The following is a 24,252-nucleotide window of genomic DNA, read 5'->3' as shown; positions in this document are numbered from 1 at the left end:
TGGCATGGTCGGGGACAAATACCGTCCAAGGGCTTCTGCTTCATGCTTCGCCGATCGCTGTTTTTGCTGCTTCTGGTGCTGCTGGCACGCTGCGACGCCCCGCCGGCGATCGATTGCAACCTGACCATGATCGCGCAAATGCCGTTGCAGGTGGAAGATCACCTGCTGGTCGTGCCGGTCGGCATCAACGGCAAGTGGGTTCATCTTGTTGTCGACAGTGGCGCGGAACGCACCACGATCAGCGACGCGGCGGCGGATCAGCTGGGATTGGCGCACGATTCGAGCCATGTTTCGCATTCCTCGGGTATCGGCGGCTCCATCACCACCAACGATGAGGCCATCGACCGGCTGGTGATCGGCGGCGTGCATTTCCCGGTCAACCGGATCGCGGTGGGGCCCCTGGATCTGCGCGCCATGCGGGGGCTGGATGCCGATGGCCTGCTGGGGGCGGACATCCTGTTGGCGTTCGACATGGATATCGACGTGCCGGACCACAAACTGACGCTGTACCGCAGCCGGGTGTGTCCCGGCGCGGTGCCGCCGTGGCCGGAGCCCGCGGTCGAGATCATCGGCGTGACGGCACGCAAGGACCGGCTGCTGCTGCCTTTCGAACTGGATAACGTGGCCGGCACGGCAATCCTGGATACCGGGGCACAGGGCAACGTCCTGGGGGTGGACATGGCGCGCCGGATGGGACTGAACGACCAGACGATGGCCGGGGACCCTTCGGTCCGCCAGATTGGCGTGGGACCAGGAAAAACCATCTCCCATCTGCATCAATTCAGCCTGTTGCGGATCGGACCCGTCGGTCTGGAATCGCCGAAATTGGCCGTCTTGCAATCGGATGTCGGGGTCGGCGACGCACTGATCGGGGAGCCGTTCCTGCAAGGCCGCCGGGTCTGGCTGTCGTTCCGCAACCGGCAGGTTTTCGTGTCCAAACGATCGAACGCGCCATGATCGACAAGTTGGAGATGCTGCTGGCGCTGGCTCGGGAGCAGCATTTCGGCCGAGCGGCGGAGACGTGCGGGGTGACTCAGCCGACATTGTCGGCCGGATTGAAGCAGCTTGAGGAAAGTTTTGGCGTCCTGCTGGTGCAACGGCAATCCCGCTTCATCGGCTTCACGCCCGAGGGTCTGCGGGTGCTGGACTGGGCACGCCGCATCGTCGGGGACTACCGGGCGATGCGGGATGAGATCAGGGCATTGAAGCGCGGGTTGGCCGGGCATCTGCGGATCGCGGCGATACCGACCGCCCTGCCGATCGTTTCGACGCTGACGACTCCGCTGCACGTCGCGCACCCCGAGGTGGTGTTCAGTATCTTGTCGCGGACGTCCATCGAGATCCTGAACCTGCTCGATAACCTGGAGGTCGATGCGGGCCTGAGCTACGTGGACAACGAACCGCTGGGGCGGGCTCGGGCTATTCCGCTTTATCATGAACGCTACCGGCTGCTGATCGCCTCGGACGGACCGCTGGGGGACCGGGATTCCGTTAGTTGGGCGGAGGTGGCGAGCGTGCCGCTGTGCCTGCTGACGCCCGATATGCAGAACCGCCGCATCATCGACCGGAAGCTGCACGATGCCGGGGTGGAGCCGGCGCCGACGTTGCAATCGAACTCGATGGTGGTGCTGTTCTCACACGTGCGGACGGGTCGGTGGGCGAGTGTGATGCCGGCGGTGCTGGCCGAGACGATGGGGCTGCCGGGACCGATCAGGGCGATTCCGATCGACGATCCGACTCCGCCGCCGACGGTCGGTCTGATTTATCCGCAGCGGGAACCGCTGACGCCGCTGGCCGCCGCGCTGGTGACGGAGGCACGGCGGATCGGGCCGGGGTGGATGGCGACGCTGTGATCGCGACGGACGTTGGCGTTGACGCGTCGGTTGGCATTGTCCGCGCAGCCGTCGTGGTGGGCGGGGGCTGATGTCTATGTCTTTGTTTTTGTATGGCGAAGGCGTGGATGCCGACCTTCGTCGGCATGACGGTCGTGCGGCGGTGCCGTGGTGCCGTGTGCCGTGTGCCGTGTGCCGTGTGCCGACGAGGCTACATCAGCGGCGGCTGGTTTCAGGAGTCACGCCCGCCGGAAGGTCACTACCAGCACATCGCGGAACCCAGGCTCCTCCGGGTCGAGGGGTTCCACCGGCGTCACGCCGTGCATCACCCTTGCATCGTCCACCAGGGCGGCGTCGAACGGCGCGGTCAGGGTGAAATGGCCTAATTCCTTGCCGCTTAGATCATGCACCGAGGTCATGCCGCTGGCGATGTTCACCCGGTTTACCAGCAGGACCAGCACGTAATCGACGCCGTCGCGATGCATGCCCTCGGGGGTTGGACGGCCTTCGACACCGCGGCGGGCCTCGATGCGGAACTGATGGACCTCCACGTGCCAAGCGTGGGCCGGGCTTACCATCCCGAACAGGGAGCGACAGAAGGTCAGTATTGTCGTCATGGCCGGACCAGCGGCGATGGGTTCGGTGACCGGTTCGAACCAACGCTCGATGCCGCCGTTCAGCGTATTGTAATCGCGGCTCTGGTAATGCGGCTGGGCTGGCTGGCGGACAATCCCGTCGCCGCTGGCCGCGAACACGGCGTGGCGGCGCTTCCGGTAGCGACCGCCGTCGGCCATGTAGGTATCCGGTCCCAGGTCGTCCCAACTGCCGGTGAACGCGGCCCAGTCGGTCAGCGGGCCGGTCTGTAGCAGCAATGCCTGCAAATCCGGGGCGCGGACGAAGGTGTATCCGTCGGTCCGGATCGAGTCAGTTAGCTGCCGCAGCGTGTCCATGGTCGTCCCCTTTTTCGGCAGGAGCCTGGACCAAAGCGGACAAATTGATCGTCTGCACCGGGTTGAAGATCCTGATCCCAAGCTCCTGGAACCGTCGCTTCATGCGCCGGTTGAACTCGCGTTGCACGGCCCAACGGCCGGAATCGGTGCATACCACCTGCCCGGCGATCGTCACCTGGGCGCCATCCACCTTATCAACGCCCCAAAGTTGCAGGTCGCTCAACATCTTAGCCGACAGGTCGGCGTCGGTGCGCATCTCGGCCACGATCGCCTTGAGTTCATCGCATACCCGGTCGGTGTCCTCGTCATGGGCAACGCTGACGACCACCGAGGCGTTGCCCAGCCCGCGGTTGACGTTGGTGACACTGGTGACGGAGCTGAACGGAATGATGTGGACCGACCCGTCGCCGGCGCGCAGCCGGATGGTGCGGACGGACAGGGCCTCCACCACGCCGGTCAGCCCGGACACGGTCACGTTGTCCCCGACCTGCATGGCATTTTCCAGCAGCAGGAAGATGCCGGTGATCAGATCCTGGACCAGCTTCTGCGATCCGAAGCCGATGGCCACGCCGATGATGCCAGCACCGGCCAGCAGCGGGGCGATGTTGATGCCGATCTCACCCAGGATCATCAGGCCGGCGATGATGGCGATGGTGATCAGCACCGTGCTTCGCAGCAACGGCAACAGTGTGCGCAGACGGGCGGATTTTGCGAGTTGCGCCTCACGCTGCAGCCGATCCAGGTGCTGTTGGAAGCCGCCGTTGATCGCCTCCCATGCGGCGAACGCCAGGACGATGGTTACCAGCAGGGTGCCGCTCGCGGAGAGGATACGCAGGCCGAGCGCGCTTTCGATCAGCCAGAGGAAGGTGTTCAGGCCGTAGAGTTGCAGCAGCCCGAGGACGCACAGCAGGTAGATCGTCAGCCGCAGGGCGAGGGTCACGACCGGGTGGTAGATCCCCAGCCTGGCATACATGCCGGGATAGAAGCCCTCGCCTTGCGAGGCCGGCCGCATGAACCGATCGACCACGCCCAGCAGGACCAGCAGCACAAGGCGGGCGCCGATCAGGACGAGGATGGTGACGATGAAGTAGTGCAGCAATGTCTCGTAGCCGTGCGGCACCTCGATCGCCCACACCAGCCAGCCGGCGATCAGGAAGAACAGCGCGATCCAATGCCAGACATTGGCGAACCGATTGCGCAGCGAGGCGGCCAGTCCGGTTGCCCCCGCCGGCGCGCGCAGCCGGCGCCTGACCGCTCGGCGTTTCTGGATGACGATGATCGCCAGGCAGAGATGCAGGATCAGGCCGACGCCCTTCTGCAACGCCTCATGCGCGATGTCGGACAGGCCCAGCAGCAGCCCGACCTCACCGATCGCGTAGCCGAAGACGGCGATCAGGATCAGCCGCCGGCTCCAGTACATCAGGTAGGCGGCGGTGGTGTCGCGCAGGTAGAAAAGGCGGAGGCGGGATGTGCCGGGGGACAGCAGCATGCGCACGAGGCACAGCATGGCGGCGCAGGCGGCGTAGGAATCGACCACCGCCAGGATGATCAACCGGCTGCCGGCGTGTCCGCCCAGGGCCGATCCGGCGATCAGATGCCCGACCAGGACGATGCCGAGGACGGGCACCAATTCCAGCAGAAGACGGGCGATCACCAGCGGAACACGCCTGAGCAGGTTCCAGGCGGAGGGGGCGCGGCGGCGTGGCAGTGGCGCCTCGATCTCTCCTGCCTCGGCACGGGCGACGGCATCTTCGTCCGGTTCGGGCTGTTCGACCGATTCGTCGGGGTCGGTCGGGCGTGGCGGGGGGGCCAGGGCTTCCAGGCTGCGAATCGGACGCCGCATGGCGAGCCGCAGGCCGTACTCGGCGGCGGCGGCGGCGGCCAGTGCCAGGGCGAGACGCCAGACGACGTCGGCCAGCAGGCCGCGCGCGGTGTCGTTGGTCGCCATCATCACGACCCAGCCGTAGAGCAGCGGCAGGCTCTGCACCGTATCCATCGCGTCGGTCGCGCGGTTGCCAAGCTGGCTGACGAAGTCGGAGGCCGACAGCAGGACCTGGGCGCCCAGGCTGTCGGGGGCGAGCGGGATCTTCAGGCCCTCGACCGTGGTTTCGGATTTGGCTGCCGTGGCGGCGGGCGGGGTGGTGGGCGGAGTCGCGGCCGAGGTAGCCGGTTGTGCCTTGACGATCGCGTTCAGGGTCGCGGCGAAGGCGGCACGTTTCGCCGGATCGTTCAGCACCTGCAAGGCCGCGCGCGCCTGGTCCGCGGTGATGGCGGGCTGCGCGGCGGGCGGGCTGGCCGGCTTTTGCGCGGATGACGGCGTCGGGATGCCAACGAGCAACGCGCACAAAAAGATGAGGACGAGGCGAATCATGCGCCGGGTACGACCACAAATGGCTCGGTCGGGTCAACGCAAAATCCGGGTTGGATGGCGGGCCGACTCGATTGTGACGCGGGGATGACGCGGGCGGCGATGCTGCCTATTATCTTGTTATGCACACTTTCCTGACGGTCCTGGTCGGTATCCTGATGCTCGCCACGCTAGGGGTGCTGCTGGCCGGGATGGTCGGGATGGTGCGGGAGGGCAACCCGCGACGGTCCAACAAGCTGATGCAATGGCGGGTCCTGTTGCAGGGGCTGACGATCCTGCTGTTCATGATCCTCATGAGCCTTTTGCGCTCCTGACCTGCATCTTACCCGTCGGTAACAGCAGCGTTTGACAGGCGGAAACCCCACCCATATGGTCCGGCGCCCCTCTCGCAGGTGCGAAGTGACGTTCGGAACCAGGATGGTACCGAGCGTTCTGGGTGTCTGTGTACCAACGTCGTTAGGAAGCGGTGCGGTTTCCCATGAAGATTATTGTCCCCGTCAAACGGGTTGTTGACTACAACGTGAAGGTTCGCGTGAAGTCCGATGGGTCGGGGATCGAGACCGCCGGCGTGAAAATGTCGATGAACCCGTTCGACGAGATCGCCGTCGAGGAAGCCGTGCGCCTGAAGGAAAAGGGCGTGGCAACCGAGATCATCGCGGTGTCGATGGGTGTGGCGCAATGCGCCGAGACCATCCGCACCGCGCTGGCCATGGGCGCCGATCGCGGCATCCTGGTGGAGAGCACCGAGGATCTGCAGCCGTTGGCCGTCGCCAAGCTGCTGAAGGCGATCGTCGATCAGGAACAGCCGGGCCTGGTCATCCTGGGCAAGCAGGCCATTGATGACGACATGAGCGCGACGGGCCAGATGCTGGCCGCGCTGCTGGGTTGGTCGCAGGGCACCTTCGCCTCCAAGCTGACGGTCGAGGGCGATACGCTGACCGTGATCCGCGAGGTCGATGGCGGGTTGGAGACGGTGGCACTGACGCTGCCGTCCATCGTCACCACCGACCTGCGGTTGAATGAGCCGCGATATGCATCACTGCCGAACATCATGAAGGCGCGCAAGAAGCCGATCGCCAACATGAAGCCGGCCGATCTGGGCGTGGATGTCACGCCGCGTTTGACTGTGCTGAAGGTGGCGGAGCCGCCGAAGCGCAAGGCCGGGCAGAAGGTCAAGACGGTGGAAGAACTGGTGAGCAAACTCCGGACCGAAGCGAAGGTGATCTGACGATGACGAGCCTGGTTCTCCTCGAATTCGACGCGTCGGGCATCAAGCAACCGTCGCGTAGCGCGGTCGCCGCAGCCTCGGCGTTGGGTGACGTGCATGTGTTGGTGGCCGGTGCGGGTCTGGCTGACGCTTCGGCCGCCGCGGCGAAGTTGCCTGGCGTGGCGAAGGTCCTGGTCGCCGACAATCCGGCGCTGGATCACCTGATGGCGGAGCCGACGGCGGCGCTGCTGGTCGAGTTGGCGCCGGCGTATTCGCATTTGCTGGCGGCCACGACAGCGGTGGGCAAAAATGTCATGCCGCGAGTCGCCGCGCTGCTGGACTTGCAGCCGATCAGCGACATTGCCGGGGTAGAAGACGCCGACACGTTCATCCGGCCGATTTATGCCGGGAACGGGCTGGCGACGGTGAAGTCGTCGGACAGCAAGAAGATCATCACAGTGCGCGCGGCCAGTTTCGATCCGGTGGCGGCTGAGGGTGGCAGTGCCTCGACCGAGAATGTGACTGTTGGCGAGATGCCGGGGCTGTCCAAATTCGTTTCCGCGGAGTTATCCAAGAGCGAACGGCCGGAACTGACCGCTGCTCGTGTGGTGATTTCCGGCGGCCGGGGCATGCAGAACGGCGATAATTTCAAGCTTATCGAGCCGATTGCTGATAAGCTGGGTGCCGCGGTCGGTGCATCTCGCGCCGCCGTCGATGCCGGCTTCGTGCCCAATGAGTTCCAGGTCGGACAGACCGGAAAGATCGTCGCGCCTGAGTTGTATATCGCTGTCGGGATTTCGGGGGCCATCCAGCACCTCGCCGGCATGAAGGACAGCAAGGTCATCGTGGCGATCAACAAGGATGAGGAAGCGCCCATCTTCCAGGTCGCCGATTACGGCCTGGTGGCTGATCTCTTTACCGCGCTGCCGGAACTGGCAGCGGAATTGGAGCGCTCCTGAATGAATGCTGACGTCAAACCTGCCGTGGGATTTGGCCCTTTGGTGACCGAACCGCCTGAAATCAACGCGGTCGGGGTCATCGGCGCGGGGCAGATGGGCAACGGTATCGCCCATGTGTGTGCCTTGGCGGGTTTGCCGGTCACGATCATCGACATCAAGCAGGACGCGCTGACCAAGGCCATGGCGGTCATGGCGCGCAACATGGAGCGGCAGGTTAATCGCTCCATCATCTCCTCCGACCAGCGGGATGATGCGCTGGCGCGGGTCAGCACCTCGACCGACTATGCGGCGGTGAGCGGCGCGGATCTGGTGATCGAGGCGGCGACGGAGAAGGAAGACCTGAAGCGCCTGGTGTTCAAGGCGCTGATTCCGCACCTGAAGCCGTCGGCCCTGGTGGCGTCCAACACGTCGTCCATTTCGATTACCCGGCTGGGCGCGGTGACCGACAGACCGGAAAAATTCATCGGCATGCACTTCATGAATCCGGTTCCGGTCATGAAGCTGGTGGAGATCATCCGCGGCATCGCCACCGATGAGCCGACCTTCCAGGCGGTGATGGCGCTGGCTCGGCGGTTAGGCAAGATCAGCGCGGTCGCCGAAGATTTTCCCGCGTTCATCGTCAACCGCATCCTGGTGCCGATGATCAATGAGGCGGTGTTCGCGCTGTATGAGGGCGTCGGTTCGGTGTCGGCGATCGACGACGCGATGAAATTGGGTGCGAACCATCCGATGGGGCCGCTGGAACTGGCGGATTTCATCGGGTTGGATACGTGCCTGTCGATCATGCAGGTGCTTTATGAGGGGCTGTCGGACAGCAAGTACCGGCCGTGCCCGCTGCTGGTGAAGTATGTCGAGGCTGGGTGGTACGGGCGTAAGACGGGGCGTGGGTTCTACGATTACACGCAGACGCCGCCTCGTCCTACGCGTTAGGTTCGGGTTACCCGGGCGGTGCCGCTTGGACGAGGTGTTCGGGTAAAGGGACTGGGCAGAGGACCATGGGTTTCCACAGTCCGCGTTGAACGCCAAGACGCCAAGACGCCAAGATGGATGGCCACTCTCTATGCGTGATAGTCCACGGCGTTGGGCGCCGATTGTGGGTTAGGAAAGGCGTGGATACCGGCATTCGCCGGTATGACGAGGGGTAACGAGCGGTTGACGGACCAGTGGGCGACACTGGTTCGGCGGCACCGACCGGCCGTCGATGGTGGCGGCCGGGCGAGGCGAATAAGGGCCGTGGTTGGCAGGTCCGGGTCCTACTTGGCCAAGATCGCCTCTATTTCCGCTTCGGAGCAGCCGGCTTCAGTTAGGATTTCCCTTGAGTGCTGGCCAAGGGTTGGCCAGGGACGGTGGATGTTTGGCGGGGATTTGGAGAAGCGGGCCGGGATGGCGGGGATGACGACGTCGCCCTCGGTGGGATGCTCGTGAGGTTCGAAGTATCCAGTCTCGGTCAGGTAGGGGTCGGTGAACAGGTCGGCGAGGTTGTTGGCTTTGCCGCAGGGGATGTCAGCGGGGCGCAGTTCGGCGAGCCATTCTTCGGTGGTGCGCTGTTTCATGCCGTGGGTCAGCGTGGCGTAGGCGGCGTCGATGTTTTTCGACCGTGCCGCAACCGAATTGAATCTGGGGTCGTCGATCAGGTCGGGGACGCCCATCGCCTCGAACAGCTTGCCCCATTGTTCGTTGCTGTGGGCGATCACGCTGATGTAGCCGTCCTTGGTCGGATAGGGGCGGCGATGCGGGGTCAGCATGCGCGGATAGCCTAGGCCCTTCTCGGGTTCGCCCATTGTGCCGTGCCATAGGTGCTCGACCAGCATGAAGGACAGGATGGTCTCCATCATCGGCAGGTGGATTTCCTGGCCTTGGCCGGTGCGCTCGCGGTGGAACAGGGCCATGCCGATCGCCGAGGCCAACTGGGCGCCGGTCAGCTTGTCCACCATGACGGTGGGGAAATAGCGCGGGGCGCCGTCGGGGCCGGCGTTCAGTGAGGCGGTGCCGGACACGCCCTGGATCAGGTCGTCGTAGGCGGGAAACTCCTGCATCGAACTGCCTTTGCGGAAGCCGGACGCGCAGGCGTAGATCAGTTTTGGATTGCGGGCGGATAGCGTCGCGTAGTCCAGGCCCAGGCGCTGGGCGGCGCCGATCCGCATGTTGTGAACGAAGACGTCGGCGGTTTCGACCAGGCGCAGGATCGCCTGCCGCGCGGCCGGCTTTTTCAGGTCGAGCGCCAGGCTGCGTTTGTTGCGGTTGAGGTTGGCGAAATACGACCCCATGCCCGGGGTGCGGGATGGCCCGATCGCTCGGGTCGAGTCGCCCTGGGTCGTTTCGATCTTGATGACGTCGGCGCCCATGTCACCGAGGGTCTGCGAACAAAATGGGCCGAGGACGACGGTGGTGATGTCGATGACCCGGATGCCGGACAGCGGGCCGGTTGGTTGCGTCACGATTGTTTCCTCATCATTGGGCGAGGTGAAGCTTCGCTGCCGCACGGCGGATTGGCAATGTTGATCCCTTGGGTCAGGCGGGCCGGTGCAGGCTGGCATGTCCACACGGCAATATCGCGCGCCGGACGTTCGCACTAGCTTGCAAACCATGAACCCACCGCCTTCGTCTGCCTCCGATGCTCCTATTCGCGTGACCGAACGCACCGTCCGTCCACAGACCATCCTGCTGATCGTCGCCAGCGCGATGTTCATGGAGCAGTTGGACGGAACGGTGCTGGCAACCGCGCTGCCGACCATGGCGCGCAGCTTCAGCGTCGACCCGCTGCATATGAATGTCGCGCTGACGTCGTATCTGCTGACGCTGGCGATGTTCATTCCGGCCAGTGGACGGCTGGCCGATCGTTTTGGGTCGAGATCAGTGTTCCGAGCGGCGATCGGGCTGTTCACGGTTGGCTCGGTGTTGTGCGCGCAGGCGCCGACATTATGGACGCTGGTGGCGGCGCGCATGCTGCAGGGCGCCGGGGGCGCGATGATGTCGCCGGTGGGCCGGTTGGTGATGCTGCGGGTGGTGTCGAAGGCTGAACTGGTGCGGTCCATGGCGTGGCTGATGGTGCCGGCGACGATCGGGCCGATCGTGGGGCCGCCGCTGGGCGGGTTCATCGTGACCTATCTGTCCTGGCACTGGATTTTCTACATCAACGTGCCGATCGGCGTGGTGGGCATCATCCTGGTCACGATCTTCATCGACGAAATGAAAGAGCCGGCGCGTACCAAATTCGATCTGCTCGGGCTGGTGCTGTCGGGCACGGCACTGGCCTGCCTGATGTTCGGGATCGAGGTCGGCAGCCGCGGCGCCGGATCCACATGGATCGTCGCGGCACTGCTGGGGGTGGGGTCGGTCTCGGGCGTGCTGTACTGGTTTCATTCGCGGCGGATTCCGCGGCCGATGCTGGATTTTCGGCTACTGCGGGTGACGACGTTCCGCATGTCGCTGCTGTGCGGATCGCTGTCGCGGGTTGCCGTGGGTGCGATGCCGTTCCTGATGCCGATGATGTTCCAGTTGGGGTTTGGCCTTTCGGCGGTGCAGAGCGGGTTGATCACCTTCGTCAGTTCGGTCGGGTCGCTGGGGATGCGCGCCTGTGCGCCGGCGATCCTGCAACGCCTGGGGTTCCGGCCGGTGCTGACCTGGATCGGGGCACTGGCCACCGCGCTGCTGGCGTTGAGCGCGGCGTTCCGGCCGGATTGGCCGTTGCCGCTGATCTATGGGGTGCTGATCGCGAACGGGTTTTTCCAGTCGTTGCAGTTCATGGCCTACAACACCATCGCCTATGCCGACGTCCCGCGCGAGGACATGAGTGCGGCCACAAGTTTCTACACGACGTTCCAGCAGATGTCGCTGACGATGGGCATCGCGATTTCGGCGGCGGCGCTGGCGGCCTCGATCGGGGTGACGCACCATGTGCATGCCATGCTGCCGGATTTCTCCGCGGCGTTCCTGTTCGTTTCGGCGATTTCGTTCATGGCGCCACTGCTGGCGACCCGGCTGGACAAAGGCGCGGGGGCGGAATTGTCGGGGCATCGCGACCGGCCGGGGTCGGTGAAAGTGGTGCGGTAGGGCGATTTTGGGTGGCGTTCCCGGCCGACGTTTCGCATTGTGCGCGCAACGTCATAGGAACATCGAGTCATGTCCGATCAAAAGCCGCTTCAGTTCGTCTCGCTGCTGGGGAGCCTGCGCAAGGGGTCGTTCAACGGCGCCGTGGCCCGAGCATTGCCGGCTCTTACGCCGGCCGGAACAACCATCCAGGCGCTGGGGTCGGTCGGCGATTTTCCGCTTTATAACGCGGATATCCAGGCTGGTGGGTTCCCTGCCCCGGTGGTGGCGATGGGGGAGGCGATCGCCAAGGCGGACGGGGTGATCATCATCACGCCGGAATACAACTACTCGATTCCGGGAGGGTTGAAGAACGCGATCGACTGGCTGTCGCGGCTGCCGGCGCAACCGTTCGCCGGCAAGCCGGTGGCGATCCAGTCCGGGTCACCCGGCGCACTGGGTGGCGCGCGGGCACAATACAATCTGCGGCAGTCGCTGGTGTTCCTGGATGCTCATGTGCTGAACAAGCCGGAGGTCATGATCAATCAGATCGCGACCAAGGTGGACGCCGGTTCGGGGGAACTGACGGATGAGGCGACGCGGACGTTCATCTCGACGCAGTTGCAGGCGTTCGCGGCGTTCGCGCGCCGTTTGGGCTAGATCCGTGTTACGGGACGGTTGAGATTATGTGCTCAGCCGTTCCGTGTTGGCGGCGACCGTCTGCTGGATCGGGACCATCGCGGCCTGCTGCGCATCGAGTGCCAGCATGCCCATGGCGAGGAAATTCGTGGCTGCTCGGTTGAACCATGCCAACGCGAACTGGCCTTGCGCTTCGGCCATCGCCATTGGGGTCGTGCAGTTGGTCATCGCGAGTGTCGCGCGCGCGGTGGTCATGACCTCGTCGGTGGCGATGCGGGAACATTCCCAGCCGAACTGGTTCGATTGTTCCAGCATGATCATGCCTGCAGCGGAGAAGGCCTCCATCTTTTCCGGCATCATGCGGGCGAATTCGGCATGGTCGGCCCGCATGGGGTCGAGGGCGGCGGCGATGCCGAGGATGACGCGCCTGGCGATGATCTCACCGGCCGCGATCGCGATGTCGTTGCCGGTGTCGGCATTGCGTGTTGCCGCGTCGAGCATGCCGTTGAGGGTTGTCATTCGGTTTTCCTGGAAGATGGAGCGGGGAGACGGATGGTTGGGTCGCGATATCGCGTCCGTTCGGCTTCATGTTGCGATGCAGCATGACATATGCAAGGCGCTTCCCGATACGGTGTAGTCGCCAAGGACAGCCGGGTCCATCCACTGGCAGCCTTCGTGATCGACGACTCGGAGCAGCCTACTCGGCGGTGGCCATCAGCATGGCGGGGCCGGTGACGAACGGCAAAACGGAGCGCCCATCGGCCACAAACGCGCCGTCGGCGGGTGACTGGGTTTTGGTTGGGGCCGCGGTCGAGGGGGGAACATCGGCGGGTGACGGCGGAGCGATGATGCCGGTGGCATCGTCATCGGGCTGTGGGCTGCTGACCTCCGGGTCCAGATCCGTCGGCGCTCCGGGGACGGCGTCGGCGGGTTGGCTGTCCGCCGCCGGCAAGGGGGGCGGCAAATCGGGGGGCGGCACCGGTCCTCCGGCGCCATGCTTGCCGTTCGCCGGCACGACCTTGGGCTGGGCGCGATAATTGGTGTAGTACACGTCGGTCGCGGCAAACGAGCCATCGGTGGTCCGCTTCAGCCATACGACGGCGTCGCGATAGGCACCGGCATTGGCCTGCACCCCTGGTCCAGCGGGGAATTTCCCGCCATTGCTCAGCCACACCATCCCGTGCGCGACACGCACGAAGCCTTGCACGATGAGTTGGCGGGTCGAGAGCCCGAAGTAATCGGCCGGGTCTTCCGCCCAGACATCCATATCGATCGACGTCACTTCGGCGACCTGATTCTGATAGCCGCCCGCGACCGTGACGAAGGTTCCCGCCACCGTGCCGGATGCCGCCGGTCCATGCAGGACCAGACTGCCGATGCGGATGGTGCCGTGTTCTCGGACGACCTGGCCGCGGACGAAAAGGGCGCCGATCCGAGCCCGATCCAGCCGACTGGCGATGATGGTCCCGTCGGGCTGCCGCAGACCGCTGACGCTGGTCCAATCGCCGATGCCGAAGCGGCCCGCCATCCAGGTGGTGGGCAGCACCATTACGGCCTGCCCGGCGACCCGGATGGAGCCGGAGCGTATGTCGACTGCCTCGATCGGGCCGGAAACTTCATACCGGACGGTGATCTTGCGCGCCTGCGGGACCGATTCCCGCGAGGCCAGCGGGCCGGTGGCATTAATGATGACCATTTGGCCGACCCGAAGCTGCCCGGTCGTCATGGCGCGGCCGTTGATGGACACGGGAACGGATTTATCCAGCCGCACCTCCAGCCCATCGACGCAGACGGAGGCGAAGCCGGTCACGATACCGACGATACCGGTGCCGCCGATGCCCCTGTCCGCCACCTGCATCCGGGATGGCGCGCCGGTGCCGCCGATGCCGCGCTCCGCGAGGGTTGGGGTGCCGTAATGGCTGGCGCGGCAGGCGACGGGTGGCTGCAGCACCGCCGTGTCAACGGCTGGGGGCGTCGGACCAGAGCAAGCCGCCAGGACCGCCAGCAGCAGCAGCGCGATCGGGCCCTTCATGCGGCAGCTCCGCCGGCCAGGGCCGGTTGATCCTGCGTCGGCAGGTCGTTTTCGTTGAAGACAAAGGCGCCGAAGTTGAGGCGATGCGTCGGCTCATCACCGGTGGGGGCGGCGTCGATGAGTTCGAGGGCCTTGCGATTGACCTCCAGCAGCGCACGCACCGCGACGTCGCGCGCGAAGGCCTCCAGGTCTCGCACCTGGTTCAGCGTCAGCTTGTCGTAGTGGACGCTGCGATCGAGAAACGGCGCGGTGTCGCCGGCGCTGATGTTCGCGACCGCCGCGGACACGTGGTCATGCAGGTTGCGGGCGAAGTAGAAAAGTTGTTCGGCACCGCCGGGGCGGGGAATGAAGGCCTCGGCGTTGAGCACGACGTGGTCCGACGCCGCCATGCTGACCAGCCCCTGGCTGAGCCAGTCGTCCAGCACGGCGCGCGGGCGGATGTCGGTGGTCACGGACGAAACGAGCGATTCGAAGGAGGGCGCGTCGGAGCCGGGTTCGGCGGCGCGCGGCAAGGATCGCGGGCGGCCGCGGTCATCGACGAAGCGGGGGGAACCAAGCCAGAGGGCGATGATCTGGGTGGAGACGGTGACGACCTCGGGTGGGCTCGTGCTGTCGGGCGGCATTTCCCGGAAGCGGCGGATTTCCTTGCGGTGGACGCCTGTCAGCAGGCTGATGCGACTGTCCGTCCGGGCTTTCGGCTGGGTCAGGATGTCGGTGACGGCGACTTCGACGAAGAGGCGGCGCAGGACGTCGGTGAGGACCGGAAAAGTGATGCCGCCGCGGACCATGAGCCGCACCAGAGGCCGTAACAGCCGGCTCGACGCCGCGAGCAGGGCCGCCGGAGGAGACGGCTGAGGTGGGGTGTCCGTTGGCATCGGCGTGGGGGGCTTCCTTCGCCGGCGGCATTAGCATGATTCGATGTGGGAAAAATACCCACAAGTTGCGATTTTCGATCGCAGGCGGTGAAGGGTGGTATTTGGGTAACGGATATTGGCGTTGGTTGGGGTGGGATACTCTCTTTTTGGTATTTATGGTGCCCTTTGGTGGCATTGGGCTGCTTCGCCTTCGCGGATCGTGAGTGCCGTTGGAGGGAAGAAAGCAATCAAGCGCACACAGAGTTGCACCGAGTTGGCACAGAGTTGCACCGAGAAGATATTCACTCGGTGCTACATTCAGCGTCTTAGCGTGGCCGCCCTGGGCGGAACGCCAATTGGCCGGGTTGGGGGTCTCTGTTCGGTCATCGTTTGGGAGGAACCTTCGCCGCCCGCATCACCACCGCCGGGATTGCGATCAGCACAACCAGCAGCCAAACGGCCACCGCGGACGCAGTTGGCCAATCTCGGTTGGAGAAGAATTCCTCCCACAGGACTTTGCCGATCAATTGCGCCTGCGGGCCGCCCAGCAGGGCCGGGATCACGTATTCGCCGATGGCGGGCACGAACACCAGGGCGGCGCCGGCGGCTATCCCGGGTCGGGAGAGGGGAAGGATCACGCGCAGGAACACGCGCCAGGGGGGAGCGCCCAGGTCGGCGGCTGCCTGCATCAAAGTGGGATCCAGGCGGGACAGGCGGGCGTAGAGCGGCAGCACCATGAACGGCAGATAGGTATAGACCATGCCGATATACATTGCGGTGTCGGTGTAGAGCAGGTGGGGCGTACCGAGCAGGCGGACGATCAGGCCGTCGTCGGCCAGCAGTCCGATCCAGGCGTTGATGCGCATCAGGAATCCGGTCCAGAACGGCAACATCACTGCCAGCAGTAATGCGTTCCGCCATCGGGACGGGGCTCGGGCGATGGCCAGGGCGGCGGGGAAGCCCATGACCAGGCAGATCACGGTGGAGATGCCGGCGACGCGCAGGCTGCGCAGCAGGGCGTCTCGGTAGAGTGGGTCGCTGGCGACCAGGCGGAGGTTATCGAGCGTGAAACCCAGGCTGAACGGCGGGATCCGGTCGGCTGGGGTGGCGAAGGCGATCAGCAGAACGATTGCCAGCGGTGCGACCAGGAGCAGGATCAGCCACAGGGTGGGGACCGCGAGAACCCAGCGGCGGGTTGCTGCTGTCATGGCGGCAGCAGCATGCAGGCTTCGGGCTGCCAACTGACGCGTACTGTTGTTCCCGGTTCTATCGCCGCTGCTGTCAGACCGTCTGACAGGGCGCGTTTGATTCGTAAGACCGTGCCGTCCGCTAGACGGACAGAGACGGACAGGGCGTCGCCGGCGTAGGTGCTGTCGGTCACCGTGCCGTCGACACGGTTTGGCAACGGATTGCCGCCGATGCGCAATCGTTCCGCTCGGAGCGCCAGCAGGCCGGGGCCGGTGGGACCGGGGCGAGCGGTGCGGATGGTGATGCCGAGGTTGGGCAGGGCGACGGAGGTGCCGTCGATCATGCAGGGCAGGATGTTGGCGGCACCAAGGAAGCCGGCGACGAAACGATCGGCGGGGGATTCGTAGAGTTCCGCGGGTGTGCCGACCTGGGCCATGCGGCCGTCTCGCATGACGCCGATCCGGTCTGCCATTTCCAGCGCTTCGTCCTGGTCGTGGGTCACCAGGACGAAGCTGATGCCCAGCGATCGGCGCAGACGCACCAACTCGGTTCGGGTGTCCCGGCGGAGGCTTTGGTCCAGGGCGGAGAGAGGTTCATCCAGCAGCAGCACGCGGGGGCTGGGTGCCAGGCTGCGGGCCAGGGCGACACGCTGCTGCTGGCCGCCGGACAGTTCGGTGGGGCGGCGGCGGCCGAAGCCTTCCAGGCGGACCAGGGTCAGCATTGCCTGCACGCGTTGGGCGGTTTCGGTTCGGGAGATGCCTTGCTGACGCAGGCCGAAGCCGATGTTCGCGGCGACCGACATGTGCGGGAACAGGGCGTAGGACTGGAACATGGTGTTGACCGGACGGCGGTGCGGCGGCAGGCCGGACAGGTCGGTGCCATCCAGCAGAATTTGTCCGGATGTGGGACGGACGAAGCCGGCGATGGCGCTCAGCAGCGTGGTCTTTCCGGATCCGGAAGCACCGAGGAGGACAAACAGTTCGTTGGGTTTGATGGTGAGGTCGAGGCGGTCGAGAGCGGGGATGGTGCCGTAGGTGACGGTGAGGGCGGAGATGGTGAGGGCGTCTGCGGCGTTTATGCGACCTGCCGTCATGGCCGGGCGTGTCCGGGGTTTCGGCGCTTCGGCGGCCGGTGCGAAGATGGCCGGGACGCGCCCGGCCATGACGGAGAAAGAGTGCTGGCCGGTCGTGACGGTGAGAGGGTGCCGGTCGGCTGTGGCGGTGAGAGGGTGCCGGCGGGCAAGCTCAGTTTCCTGCCTTGAAGCGGGCCCAGAGGCGGGTGCGTGCGCGGTCGGCGGCTTGGGTGGATGGGCCGATGGTGAAAAACCGTTGCATGACCGCGTCAGTTGGGAACACGTTGGGGTCGTCCAGCAGGGTGGTTTTGACCAGCGCTCGGGTTGCTGGGATGGCGTTGGGGTAGCGCGTCGCATCGGTGATGCGCGCCATGATGTCCGGACGCAAAACGAAATCGATGAAGGCCAGCGCTTCTTCCTTGTGCGGTGCGTCGGCGGGGATCGATAGCATGTCGAAACCGATCTCGGCGCCTTCCTTGGGGACCACGTAGGTGACGTTGACGCCCTTACCGGCCTCCCGAGCGCGGGCGCCGGCTTGGTCGACGTCGCCGGAATAGTCCAGCGCGAGACAGGCTTGTCCGGTCGCCAGGGCTTCCAGTGCGCCGCCGCTGGCGAATTCGCGGATGTAGGGGCGGATCGCCATCAGTGCCTTGGAAACCGCGTCGAAGTCTTCCGGCGTGGCGCCGTCGGGGCTGCGGCCGAGGTAGCGCAGGACCGACGGGACCACATCGATCGCTGAATCCATCATGATGATTCCGCAGGGGGCGACCTGCTTTGCCCATTTGGGATCGAGCAATAGCGCCCAGGAGTTCAGCGGCGCGTCGGGTGCCACGGCGTGGATTCGATCCGGGTTGATACCGAGACCGATCGAGCCCCACAGGTAGATCGCGCCGTGACGGTTGTCCTTGTCGGACGATTCGACGCGTTGCATCAGTACCGGGTCGAGGTTCTTCCAGTTCGGCACCTTGGCTCGGTCGATCGGCGTCAGCGCGCCTGCCTTGATCAGGCGGGAAAAGCTGGGTTCGTTACTTGGCAGCACGATGTCGTAGCCGGAATGGCCGGCGAACAGTTTCGCCTCCAGCGTTTCCAGGCTGTCGAACACGTCGTAACGGGTCTTGATGCCGGTTTCCCTGGTGAAATCGGCCAGGACCGACGGATCGATGTAGTCGGTCCAGTTGTAGATGTTGACGACACGGTCCTGCGCCCGGGCGGATAATGCCAGGGCCATGAAGATGAGGAGCCAGCGGATCATCAGGGGGAACCGGGCGGAATGAAAGCGGCCTGGGTGCCGCCGTCGACCGGGATGGTCGTTCCGGTGACGTAGCGCGCGGCGTCCGACAGCAGGAACATCATGACATCCACAACATCGTCGGGTTGGGCGATGCGGCCGACCGGCGACACGCCGGAGGGGCGGTAGCCTTTCGACTGGGCCGGATCGGCCATGGCGCGGACCATTGGCGTATCGACCGTTCCCGGGGCCAGGGCGTTCACCAGGACGCCGGATGGCGCCCACTCAGCCGCCATCACGCGGCAGAGCTGGCTGACCGCGGCTTTGGATGCCGCGTAGGCGCCACTGACGATCTTTGGCCGCAACGCCGCAAGGGAGGACAGCAGCACGACTCGAGCAGGGTCCGATTCAGTCGCGGCGTGCCGCAGCGCCGGCAGGGCTGCCTTGGCGCAGAGGAAGGTGCCGCGCAGATTGGTGTTCAGCACGAGGTCGAAATCTTCGAGCGCCATGTTTTCCAGTAGCGCGGTCCGCAGCACGCCGGCACAGCAAACCAAGGCGTTGATGGTTTCGCCGGCGCGGGCGAAGGCGGCGTCGACACTGGCGGCGTCCGCGACGTTGCAGACGACCGGTTGGAATCGGGTTTGGAAAACGGCGAATCCGTCGCCCACGGCTTCCAGCCGGTCTCGGGCCATATCGAATCCGAAGACCGTCCAGCCCGATTCGAGCAGCCGACGACACGCGGCGTGCCCGATTCCCGACGCGGCGCCCGTGATCACCGCGATTTTACCTGTTCCCGCCGGGGTCATGCCGGTCGCCCCTCTTGTTGCCTGGCAACATGCTACAATGCGAGACGCGCGCACCGAAAGCTTGGTTTTGGTAGCAAAACGCGAAGCGGACATTGCGGTCGCTGGAATGTGTGCCTGGGGGCACAGTGCAACGGTGTTCCATTGCCACGATGATATCGCAATGTTGTCCTTGTGTTGTCCCAATCGGCGGACAAATATCTCGAACCTCAGATAGGGAGATTTTTTCGATGCGCAAAATACTACTCGCCGCTGTCGCGCTAGGGGGCCTGACCGCCCTGGCCGCGACCGGCGCTTCGGCGGCGCCGTCGGCCGCCGGCGTTCACGTCGTGCCGTCGCACCCGGCGGTGACCGATGTTGATTACTACTACCATCATCATCACTACCATCACCGCCACTACGACCATGGTCACTGGCGTTACTGGTAATCGAGGCGCTGAATGATCGTCCGCGCCGAGATACCCTCGGCGCGGAGCGATCTGAGCGTGACGGCTTTGTCCCGCTTTGCCAGGCGCTTGCCCGTATCATCGGTGAGGAGCCGATGGTGCGCGTAAGCGGGTGAGGGCCATCCCATCAGCGCCTGGAGCAGCCGATGCAGATCGGTTGCTGGCTTCAGGTCGATGGCTCGGGTTACCAGGGTGATGCCCTGAATCGCGTCATCGTGCGTCACGCATAGATGATAGCTGGCTGGCGTATCTTTTCGAGCGAGCACGACGTCTCCGAATTGTTCCGGATGGCAGATGGTGCGGCCGATTTCTTCTTCCTCATAGTCCAAGTTCGGTCGGTTGGCCGCGGTCATGTCCAGCCGCAGGGCGAATCGCTCGCCGGCGGCGATCCGGTCCGCTCGTTCGGATGGCGATCGATGGCGGCAGGTGCCGGGATAGAGCGGCGCTCCATCCGGGCCGTGTGGTGCGGCCGCCGAGGCGGCGATGTCGGCGCGGGTGCAGAAGCACGGGTAGATCAGGCCTCGCTCCGCCAGTCGATCCAGCGCGGCGCTATAGTCGGGCAAATGCTGGGACTGTACGCGGACCGGGCCGTCCCAGTCCAAGCCGAACCAGGCCAGGTCTTCCTGGATGGCGTCGGCGTATTCCGGGCGGCAACGGGTCGGGTCGATATCTTCCAGCCGCAGCAGAAAGCGTCCGCCGACATCCCTCGCCCGCCTCCAGGCGTTGAAGGCGGAGAACGCGTGCCCAAGATGCAGGTAGCCGGTCGGGCTGGGCGCGAAGCGGGTAACGATCATAGACTGGTGTATTAGCGCGGGAACGGGAGATACCACAGCATGCCAAGCCTCGACGCGATTCACTGGGGACCTGCCTCCAAGGGGACGCCCAAGCAGTTGGTGATTCTTTGCCATGGGCTGGGGGCTGATGCGTTCGACCTGATCGACCTGGCGCCGGCCTGGCAGCACGCCTGTCCGGATGCGCTGTTCGCGTCGGTGCATGCGCCGTTTCAGCACGATTCAGGTTTTGGGCGGCAGTGGTGGAGCGTCGCCGACCGCTCGCCGCCGGTGATGGAGGCGGGCGCGCGGACCGCCGCGGCCTATCTGCATGGCTTTATCGATGCTGAGTTGGCTCGGCTGGGGCTGCCCGGCGATGCGTATGCGATCATGGGGTTCAGCCAGGGTGCGATGATCTCGCTGTTCACCGGGCTGCGTCATGCGGTCGCGCCGCGTGCTATCCTGGCGTTTTCCGGGGCGTTGATCGCGCCGGAGGCCCTGGCGGCCGAGTTGGTCAACCGCGCGCCGGTCCTGTTGGTGCATGGCGAGGCGGACGAGGCGGTTCCGGTCACCCGGTCGCATGAGGCCGAGGCGGCACTGATTGGCGCGCAGGTGCCGGTGGACGCGCATTATATCCCGGGTCTTGGGCACGGGATCGACGATACCGGGATCTCACTGGGCGGCCTGGCGCTGCAACGGGGATTTGCGTGACGAAACAATGAAGTCGCGGACAGGGTTGACACGAGCGGGTTGCGGCGCGGTTGGCGGTCTGTCATAAATCGCGCAGGTTTTCGGCGGCGCACAATATCTGGCGACTCGACGATTTCTAAACGCCCAGGTGTTGTGCTCCTGTTGAAAGGGAGTCGCTTTTGCCTGTTGGCGGATGGCAGTTGCCCGATCTTACGTTGAACGCGGCGTTCCGGCCGGGGCAACGCCTGTGAGCCATATTCCCAACCTGCAAACCCTGGTGCTGAACGCTGACATGCAGCCGTTGAGCTGGGGTCCGCTGTCGGTCTGGTCCTGGCAGGACGCGCTGGTGGCGGTGCTGCAGGAACGGGTCAATCCGGTCATCAACTATGACGTGGAAGTGCATTCGACCCGGCGGTCGTTCGCGATCCCGTCGGTGGTGGCGCTGAAGCGGTTCCATAAGCGGCGCAAGGTGGCGTTCACGCGGTATCACGTGTTCCTGCGCGACCGGTTCAGTTGCCAGTATTGCGGGGAGACGCTGCCGGCGAAGGATCTGACGTTCGATCACATCGTGCCTCGGTCGCGGGGTGGGGTCAGCAGTTGGTGCAACGTGGTGACGTGCTGCCAGGCGGATAATCTGTTCAAGGGCAGCCGGTCGTTGAAGCAGAGCGGGCTGCGGCTGCGTTGCGCGCCGATGGAGCCGACGCCGCATCAGATCGATGAAGCGGCGAAGTGGCATGTGTCGCGCGAGAACCTGCACCGGACGTGGTTGGATTTCCTGTATTGGGATGCCTCGCTGGAGGCTTAGGGGGTGAGTCGTGGAGGTCGTTGGGTCGCGGTACGCCATGGCCGGGACGATACTTGACTCGGTGAGTTGACCGGACCGCAACCGGGAAGGCCTGTGTCCGGACAGGCATCTCTTTTTCGACGCAGAGGCCGCAGGGCGGAGCGCAGGGTGCGCAGAGGAAGATTTTCGGTTGTACCCCGGACAAGTTTGGCGTCGATTTTTAACGAAAGGTCGGGTGCCCCGTCGTGTTGGCGACGGTCTCGGGTTTCCTCTGCGTACCCTGCGCTCCGCACTCTGCATCGGAAATAAGAGGAGAGCGTTCGGACACCGGCTGTTCCCGACGGCCACCAACCGACCGGTTAACCCGCTATTAACCGACCTGCCCCCAACATCCGGCTATGAAAACCCGATCACCCGAACCCGGGCCGGAATTGACTGGCCGCATCATCCGCCTGGCCATCAAGGTGCACAGGACGATCGGCCCGGGGTTGCTCGAGTCCGTCTACCACCAGTGTCTTTGTTGGGAACTTCACAACGACGGCCTACCCTTCGAACGCGAAGTTCCCCCGCCATTCGTCTACGAAGATATGCGCATCGATAACGGCTACCGAGCGGACATCATTGTGGACCACACTGTTCTGCTCGAGCTGAAATCCGTCGAACGCATCCTGCCGGTGCATGAGGCCCAAACACTGACGTATCTGCGAATGAGCGACTGCACGACGGCTTTGCTGATGAATTTTAATTGCGTTCTGCTGAAGGACGGACTGCACCGTTTCGTTGCGTGAAACGGTGCAGTCCGCTCTCGCACCTTAGGTGCCGCGGCGCGGGACGTTCATGTTGACCGTGACGTTTTTTCGCTGGGTGAAGCTGTCGAGCATGCCTTCCAGGGAGAATTCACGGCCGATACCGCTCTGCTTGTAGCCGCCGTAGGAGTGGCCGGGCTGCTGGCCGAGGCCCTGGTTCACCTGCACCCAGCCGGATTCGATGGCGTGCGCGGCGCGTAGGGCGCTGCCGATTTCGTGCGTCCAGACGTAGGCGGCGAGGCCGTAGTGGCTGTCGTTGGCCATGCGGATGGCCTCGTCTTCGTCCTTCCAGGGGATGGCGACGAGGACCGGGCCGAAGATTTCCTCGCGGGCCAGGCGCCAGTCGTTGGAGGTGTCGGCGAAGACGGTGGGGACGGCGAAGTAGCCCTGGCTGAGTGGGCCATCCTTCGGGGGCAGGCCGCCGAAGACCAGGCGGGCGTCTTTGCGCTTCAGGCCTTCGTCAACATAGTTGCAGACTTTACGAAATTGCTTTTCGTTGATGATGCTGCCGATGTCGGATGTTTCGTCGAGCGGGTCGCCGAGTTTCAGGGCCTGGACCTTGGTGGTCAGTTTGTCGAGGAAGCTGTCGAAAATGTCCTGATGCAGGAACAAACGCGATCCTGCCGTGCAGGACTGGCTTTGGCGGGTGAAGCGCATGCCGGAGATGACACCGTCGACGACCCAATCCTCATCGGCGTCGGGGTAGACGATGGATGGGCTTTTGCCGCCGAGTTCGAGCGACACCGGAACGATCCGTTCGGCGGCGGCGCGCATGATGATCTTGCCGACCTCGGTCGAGCCGGTGAAGGACAGTTTCTGGATGATGGGGTTCTGGGCGAGCGGGCCGCCGCATTCCTCGCCGGTGCCGGTCAGGACGTTGAGGACACCGGGGGGGAGGAATTCCTGGCAGATTTCGGTCATGAGGAGGACACCGAGTGGCGCGTCCTCGGCGGTTTTCAGGACCAGGGTGTTGCCGGCGCAGAGGGCGGGGGCGATTTTCAGCGCGCCGAGGAGGACGGGGGCGTTCCAAGGGATGATGGCACCGACGACGCCGAGGGGTTCGCGGCGGGTGTAGCTGAGGACGTGCTCACCGAGGGGGATCGTTTCGCCTTTGAGTTCGCCGGCGAGACCGCCGAAATAGCGGAAGATGTCGGCAGTCAGGGTGGCTTCGGGGCGGGCCTGGGTGCGGATGGCGTTGCCGGTTTCTTCCGCGATGATGTGGGCCATTTCCTCGATGCGGGCTTCCATCGCGTCGGCGATGCGCAGCAGCAGGCGACCGCGCTGGCGGGGTGGGATTTTGCTCCAGGCGGGGAAGGCTTTTTGGGCAGCGTTGACGGCGCGATCGACGTCGGCCTTGGCGCCGCGGGGGATAGTGGCGACGGTGGTGCGACGGCCGGGGTTTTCCACCGTGAGAGTCTCGCCGGACGCGCTGTCTACCCAGGCGCCGTCGATCAGCATGCGCGCATGGCGCGGCTTGCTGGTGGCGGCGGGGCGGGCCTGTTCGGTTATCGACATGGTCGAGGTTCCTTGGCAGTGCGTTTTGGGTTATGTCGTGGGGGATATAGCCACGCGGTGGCCGGGGGTCCAGATGGCGG

At 64.8% G+C, this 24,252-nt stretch carries 24 protein-coding genes; 12 read left to right on the top strand and 12 right to left on the bottom strand.

Annotation, left to right across the window (positions count from 1 at the left end):
- The first annotated feature begins 42 nt into the window (after positions 1-42).
- Together GSQ89_RS14245 and GSQ89_RS14240 are read left to right on the top strand one after the other, a co-directional pair.
- The gene (locus tag GSQ89_RS14245) at positions 43-957 is read left to right on the top strand and encodes a retroviral-like aspartic protease family protein (protein ID WP_158926199.1); all 915 of its coding nucleotides are present in this window, start codon (positions 43-45) and stop codon (positions 955-957) included.
- Positions 954-1,853, top strand: a complete 900-nt coding sequence (locus GSQ89_RS14240) for a LysR family transcriptional regulator (RefSeq protein WP_158926197.1) — start codon at positions 954-956, stop codon at positions 1,851-1,853. The genes GSQ89_RS14245 and GSQ89_RS14240 overlap by 4 nt, the downstream gene beginning before the upstream one ends.
- A gap of 218 nt (positions 1,854-2,071) precedes the next feature.
- Here GSQ89_RS14240 and GSQ89_RS14235 read toward each other — a convergent pair whose 3' ends face one another.
- Both GSQ89_RS14235 and GSQ89_RS14230 read right to left on the bottom strand, forming a co-directional pair.
- Positions 2,072-2,782, bottom strand: a complete 711-nt coding sequence (locus tag GSQ89_RS14235; RefSeq protein ID WP_158926195.1) for a 2OG-Fe dioxygenase family protein — start codon at positions 2,780-2,782, stop codon at positions 2,072-2,074.
- On the bottom strand, positions 2,757-5,153 hold the full coding sequence (locus GSQ89_RS14230) for a mechanosensitive ion channel family protein (protein WP_158926193.1): 2,397 nt from the start codon (positions 5,151-5,153) through the stop codon (positions 2,757-2,759). The genes GSQ89_RS14235 and GSQ89_RS14230 overlap by 26 nt, the downstream gene beginning before the upstream one ends.
- Before the next feature lie 119 nt (positions 5,154-5,272).
- On the opposite strand from GSQ89_RS14230, the gene GSQ89_RS14225 reads away from it, so the two are divergent.
- From GSQ89_RS14225 to GSQ89_RS14210, 4 genes are all read left to right on the top strand, one after another.
- Positions 5,273-5,464 (top strand): twin transmembrane helix small protein, encoded by a 192-nt coding sequence (locus GSQ89_RS14225; protein ID WP_158926191.1) that lies wholly within the window; start codon positions 5,273-5,275, stop codon positions 5,462-5,464.
- 164 nt (positions 5,465-5,628) lie between these two features.
- Complete coding sequence (locus tag GSQ89_RS14220) at positions 5,629-6,378, top strand: electron transfer flavoprotein subunit beta/FixA family protein (protein WP_158926189.1); 750 nt, start codon at positions 5,629-5,631, stop codon at positions 6,376-6,378.
- Between the two features lie 2 nt (positions 6,379-6,380).
- Positions 6,381-7,316 (top strand): electron transfer flavoprotein subunit alpha/FixB family protein, encoded by a 936-nt coding sequence (locus GSQ89_RS14215; protein WP_158926187.1) that lies wholly within the window; start codon positions 6,381-6,383, stop codon positions 7,314-7,316.
- Positions 7,317-8,246, top strand: coding sequence for a 3-hydroxybutyryl-CoA dehydrogenase (locus GSQ89_RS14210; RefSeq protein WP_158926186.1), 930 nt, complete (start codon positions 7,317-7,319; stop codon positions 8,244-8,246).
- Between the two features lie 323 nt (positions 8,247-8,569).
- On the opposite strand, the gene GSQ89_RS14205 is transcribed toward GSQ89_RS14210, so the two are convergent.
- Complete coding sequence (locus GSQ89_RS14205; RefSeq protein WP_216856160.1) at positions 8,570-9,754, bottom strand: CaiB/BaiF CoA-transferase family protein; 1,185 nt, start codon at positions 9,752-9,754, stop codon at positions 8,570-8,572.
- 190 nt (positions 9,755-9,944) lie between these two features.
- On the opposite strand from GSQ89_RS14205, the gene GSQ89_RS14200 reads away from it, so the two are divergent.
- Positions 9,945-11,369: an MFS transporter gene (locus GSQ89_RS14200; RefSeq protein ID WP_371734249.1), complete on the top strand. Its 1,425-nt coding sequence runs from the start codon at positions 9,945-9,947 to the stop codon at positions 11,367-11,369.
- A 69-nt stretch (positions 11,370-11,438) separates the two neighbouring features.
- Entirely contained in the window at positions 11,439-12,005 is a 567-nt protein-coding gene (locus tag GSQ89_RS14195; RefSeq protein WP_158926182.1) for an NADPH-dependent FMN reductase, read from the top strand.
- Positions 12,006-12,029: 24 nt separating this feature from the next.
- Here the strand turns inward: GSQ89_RS14195 and GSQ89_RS14190 are convergent, their stop codons facing one another.
- From GSQ89_RS14190 to GSQ89_RS14160, 7 genes are all read right to left on the bottom strand, one after another.
- On the bottom strand, positions 12,030-12,503 hold the full coding sequence (locus GSQ89_RS14190; RefSeq protein ID WP_158926180.1) for a hypothetical protein: 474 nt from the start codon (positions 12,501-12,503) through the stop codon (positions 12,030-12,032).
- Between the two features lie 178 nt (positions 12,504-12,681).
- Entirely contained in the window at positions 12,682-14,016 is a 1,335-nt protein-coding gene (locus tag GSQ89_RS14185; RefSeq protein WP_158926178.1) for a DUF5666 domain-containing protein, read from the bottom strand.
- Positions 14,013-14,891 carry a DUF6502 family protein gene (locus GSQ89_RS14180; protein ID WP_158926176.1) on the bottom strand — a complete coding sequence of 293 codons (879 nt, stop codon included), beginning with the start codon at positions 14,889-14,891 and terminating at the stop codon, positions 14,013-14,015. Before GSQ89_RS14180 ends, GSQ89_RS14185 begins: the two co-directional genes overlap by 4 nt.
- A 362-nt stretch (positions 14,892-15,253) precedes the next feature.
- Positions 15,254-16,078 (bottom strand): ABC transporter permease, encoded by an 825-nt coding sequence (locus GSQ89_RS14175; protein ID WP_158926174.1) that lies wholly within the window; start codon positions 16,076-16,078, stop codon positions 15,254-15,256.
- On the bottom strand, positions 16,075-17,151 hold the full coding sequence (locus GSQ89_RS14170) for an ABC transporter ATP-binding protein (RefSeq protein ID WP_158926172.1): 1,077 nt from the start codon (positions 17,149-17,151) through the stop codon (positions 16,075-16,077). Before GSQ89_RS14170 ends, GSQ89_RS14175 begins: the two co-directional genes overlap by 4 nt.
- A gap of 151 nt (positions 17,152-17,302) precedes the next feature.
- The gene (locus GSQ89_RS14165; protein ID WP_158926170.1) at positions 17,303-18,382 is read right to left on the bottom strand and encodes an extracellular solute-binding protein; all 1,080 of its coding nucleotides are present in this window, start codon (positions 18,380-18,382) and stop codon (positions 17,303-17,305) included.
- Entirely contained in the window at positions 18,382-19,164 is a 783-nt protein-coding gene (locus tag GSQ89_RS14160) for an SDR family NAD(P)-dependent oxidoreductase (protein WP_158926168.1), read from the bottom strand. The genes GSQ89_RS14165 and GSQ89_RS14160 overlap by 1 nt, the downstream gene beginning before the upstream one ends.
- Before the next feature lie 227 nt (positions 19,165-19,391).
- On the opposite strand from GSQ89_RS14160, the gene GSQ89_RS14155 reads away from it, so the two are divergent.
- A complete protein-coding gene (locus GSQ89_RS14155; RefSeq protein WP_158926166.1) occupies positions 19,392-19,589 on the top strand; it encodes a hypothetical protein in 198 nt (65 codons plus the stop codon).
- Here the strand turns inward: GSQ89_RS14155 and gluQRS are convergent.
- Entirely contained in the window at positions 19,580-20,401 is an 822-nt protein-coding gene (gene gluQRS / locus GSQ89_RS14150; protein WP_158926164.1) for a tRNA glutamyl-Q(34) synthetase GluQRS, read from the bottom strand. The two genes, GSQ89_RS14155 and gluQRS, sit on opposite strands and share 10 nt — an antisense overlap.
- Before the next feature lie 39 nt (positions 20,402-20,440).
- Here gluQRS and GSQ89_RS14145 point away from each other — a divergent pair, with 39 nt between their 5' ends.
- The 3 genes from GSQ89_RS14145 to GSQ89_RS14135 all read left to right on the top strand — a co-directional run bounded on the left by GSQ89_RS14145 (position 20,441) and on the right by GSQ89_RS14135 (position 22,639).
- The gene (locus tag GSQ89_RS14145; protein ID WP_158926162.1) at positions 20,441-21,088 is read left to right on the top strand and encodes an alpha/beta hydrolase; all 648 of its coding nucleotides are present in this window, start codon (positions 20,441-20,443) and stop codon (positions 21,086-21,088) included.
- A 226-nt stretch (positions 21,089-21,314) separates the two neighbouring features.
- Complete coding sequence (locus GSQ89_RS14140) at positions 21,315-21,872, top strand: HNH endonuclease (RefSeq protein WP_254073200.1); 558 nt, start codon at positions 21,315-21,317, stop codon at positions 21,870-21,872.
- Between the two features lie 377 nt (positions 21,873-22,249).
- A complete protein-coding gene (locus tag GSQ89_RS14135) occupies positions 22,250-22,639 on the top strand; it encodes a GxxExxY protein (RefSeq protein WP_158926159.1) in 390 nt (129 codons plus the stop codon).
- A 24-nt stretch (positions 22,640-22,663) separates the two neighbouring features.
- Here GSQ89_RS14135 and GSQ89_RS14130 read toward each other — a convergent pair whose 3' ends face one another.
- Entirely contained in the window at positions 22,664-24,172 is a 1,509-nt protein-coding gene (locus GSQ89_RS14130) for an aldehyde dehydrogenase family protein (protein ID WP_216856159.1), read from the bottom strand.
- Between the last annotated feature and the right edge of the window lie 80 nt (positions 24,173-24,252).

It is taken from the genome of Acidisphaera sp. S103 (genome assembly GCF_009765975.1).
In the GTDB taxonomy this organism is placed as follows: domain Bacteria; phylum Pseudomonadota; class Alphaproteobacteria; order Acetobacterales; family Acetobacteraceae; genus Rhodopila.
This window is presented reverse-complemented; position numbering and strand designations above follow the sequence as displayed.

Excerpts from the sequence above, each read along its gene's own strand:
- GSQ89_RS14175 (WP_158926174.1), bottom strand. The coding sequence starts at position 16,078 with ATGACAGCAGCAACCCGCCGCTGGGTTCTCGCGGTCCCCACCCTGTGG.
- GSQ89_RS14235 (WP_158926195.1), bottom strand. The coding sequence starts at position 2,782 with ATGGACACGCTGCGGCAGCTAACTGACTCGATCCGGACCGACGGATAC.
- GSQ89_RS14170 (WP_158926172.1), bottom strand. The coding sequence starts at position 17,151 with ATGACGGCAGGTCGCATAAACGCCGCAGACGCCCTCACCATCTCCGCC.
- GSQ89_RS14160 (WP_158926168.1), bottom strand. The coding sequence starts at position 19,164 with ATGACCCCGGCGGGAACAGGTAAAATCGCGGTGATCACGGGCGCCGCG.
- gluQRS (WP_158926164.1), bottom strand. The coding sequence starts at position 20,401 with ATGATCGTTACCCGCTTCGCGCCCAGCCCGACCGGCTACCTGCATCTT.
- GSQ89_RS14180 (WP_158926176.1), bottom strand. The coding sequence starts at position 14,891 with ATGCCAACGGACACCCCACCTCAGCCGTCTCCTCCGGCGGCCCTGCTC.
- GSQ89_RS14155 (WP_158926166.1), top strand. The coding sequence starts at position 19,392 with ATGCGCAAAATACTACTCGCCGCTGTCGCGCTAGGGGGCCTGACCGCC.
- GSQ89_RS14185 (WP_158926178.1), bottom strand. The coding sequence starts at position 14,016 with ATGAAGGGCCCGATCGCGCTGCTGCTGCTGGCGGTCCTGGCGGCTTGC.
- GSQ89_RS14225 (WP_158926191.1), top strand. The coding sequence starts at position 5,273 with ATGCACACTTTCCTGACGGTCCTGGTCGGTATCCTGATGCTCGCCACG.
- GSQ89_RS14135 (WP_158926159.1), top strand. The coding sequence starts at position 22,250 with ATGAAAACCCGATCACCCGAACCCGGGCCGGAATTGACTGGCCGCATC.
- GSQ89_RS14165 (WP_158926170.1), bottom strand. The coding sequence starts at position 18,382 with ATGATCCGCTGGCTCCTCATCTTCATGGCCCTGGCATTATCCGCCCGG.
- GSQ89_RS14215 (WP_158926187.1), top strand. The coding sequence starts at position 6,381 with ATGACGAGCCTGGTTCTCCTCGAATTCGACGCGTCGGGCATCAAGCAA.
- GSQ89_RS14190 (WP_158926180.1), bottom strand. The coding sequence starts at position 12,503 with ATGACAACCCTCAACGGCATGCTCGACGCGGCAACACGCAATGCCGAC.
- GSQ89_RS14130 (WP_216856159.1), bottom strand. The coding sequence starts at position 24,172 with ATGTCGATAACCGAACAGGCCCGCCCCGCCGCCACCAGCAAGCCGCGC.
- GSQ89_RS14210 (WP_158926186.1), top strand. The coding sequence starts at position 7,317 with ATGAATGCTGACGTCAAACCTGCCGTGGGATTTGGCCCTTTGGTGACC.
- GSQ89_RS14195 (WP_158926182.1), top strand. The coding sequence starts at position 11,439 with ATGTCCGATCAAAAGCCGCTTCAGTTCGTCTCGCTGCTGGGGAGCCTG.
- GSQ89_RS14240 (WP_158926197.1), top strand. The coding sequence starts at position 954 with ATGATCGACAAGTTGGAGATGCTGCTGGCGCTGGCTCGGGAGCAGCAT.
- GSQ89_RS14145 (WP_158926162.1), top strand. The coding sequence starts at position 20,441 with ATGCCAAGCCTCGACGCGATTCACTGGGGACCTGCCTCCAAGGGGACG.
- GSQ89_RS14245 (WP_158926199.1), top strand. The coding sequence starts at position 43 with ATGCTTCGCCGATCGCTGTTTTTGCTGCTTCTGGTGCTGCTGGCACGC.
- GSQ89_RS14230 (WP_158926193.1), bottom strand. The coding sequence starts at position 5,153 with ATGATTCGCCTCGTCCTCATCTTTTTGTGCGCGTTGCTCGTTGGCATC.
- GSQ89_RS14220 (WP_158926189.1), top strand. The coding sequence starts at position 5,629 with ATGAAGATTATTGTCCCCGTCAAACGGGTTGTTGACTACAACGTGAAG.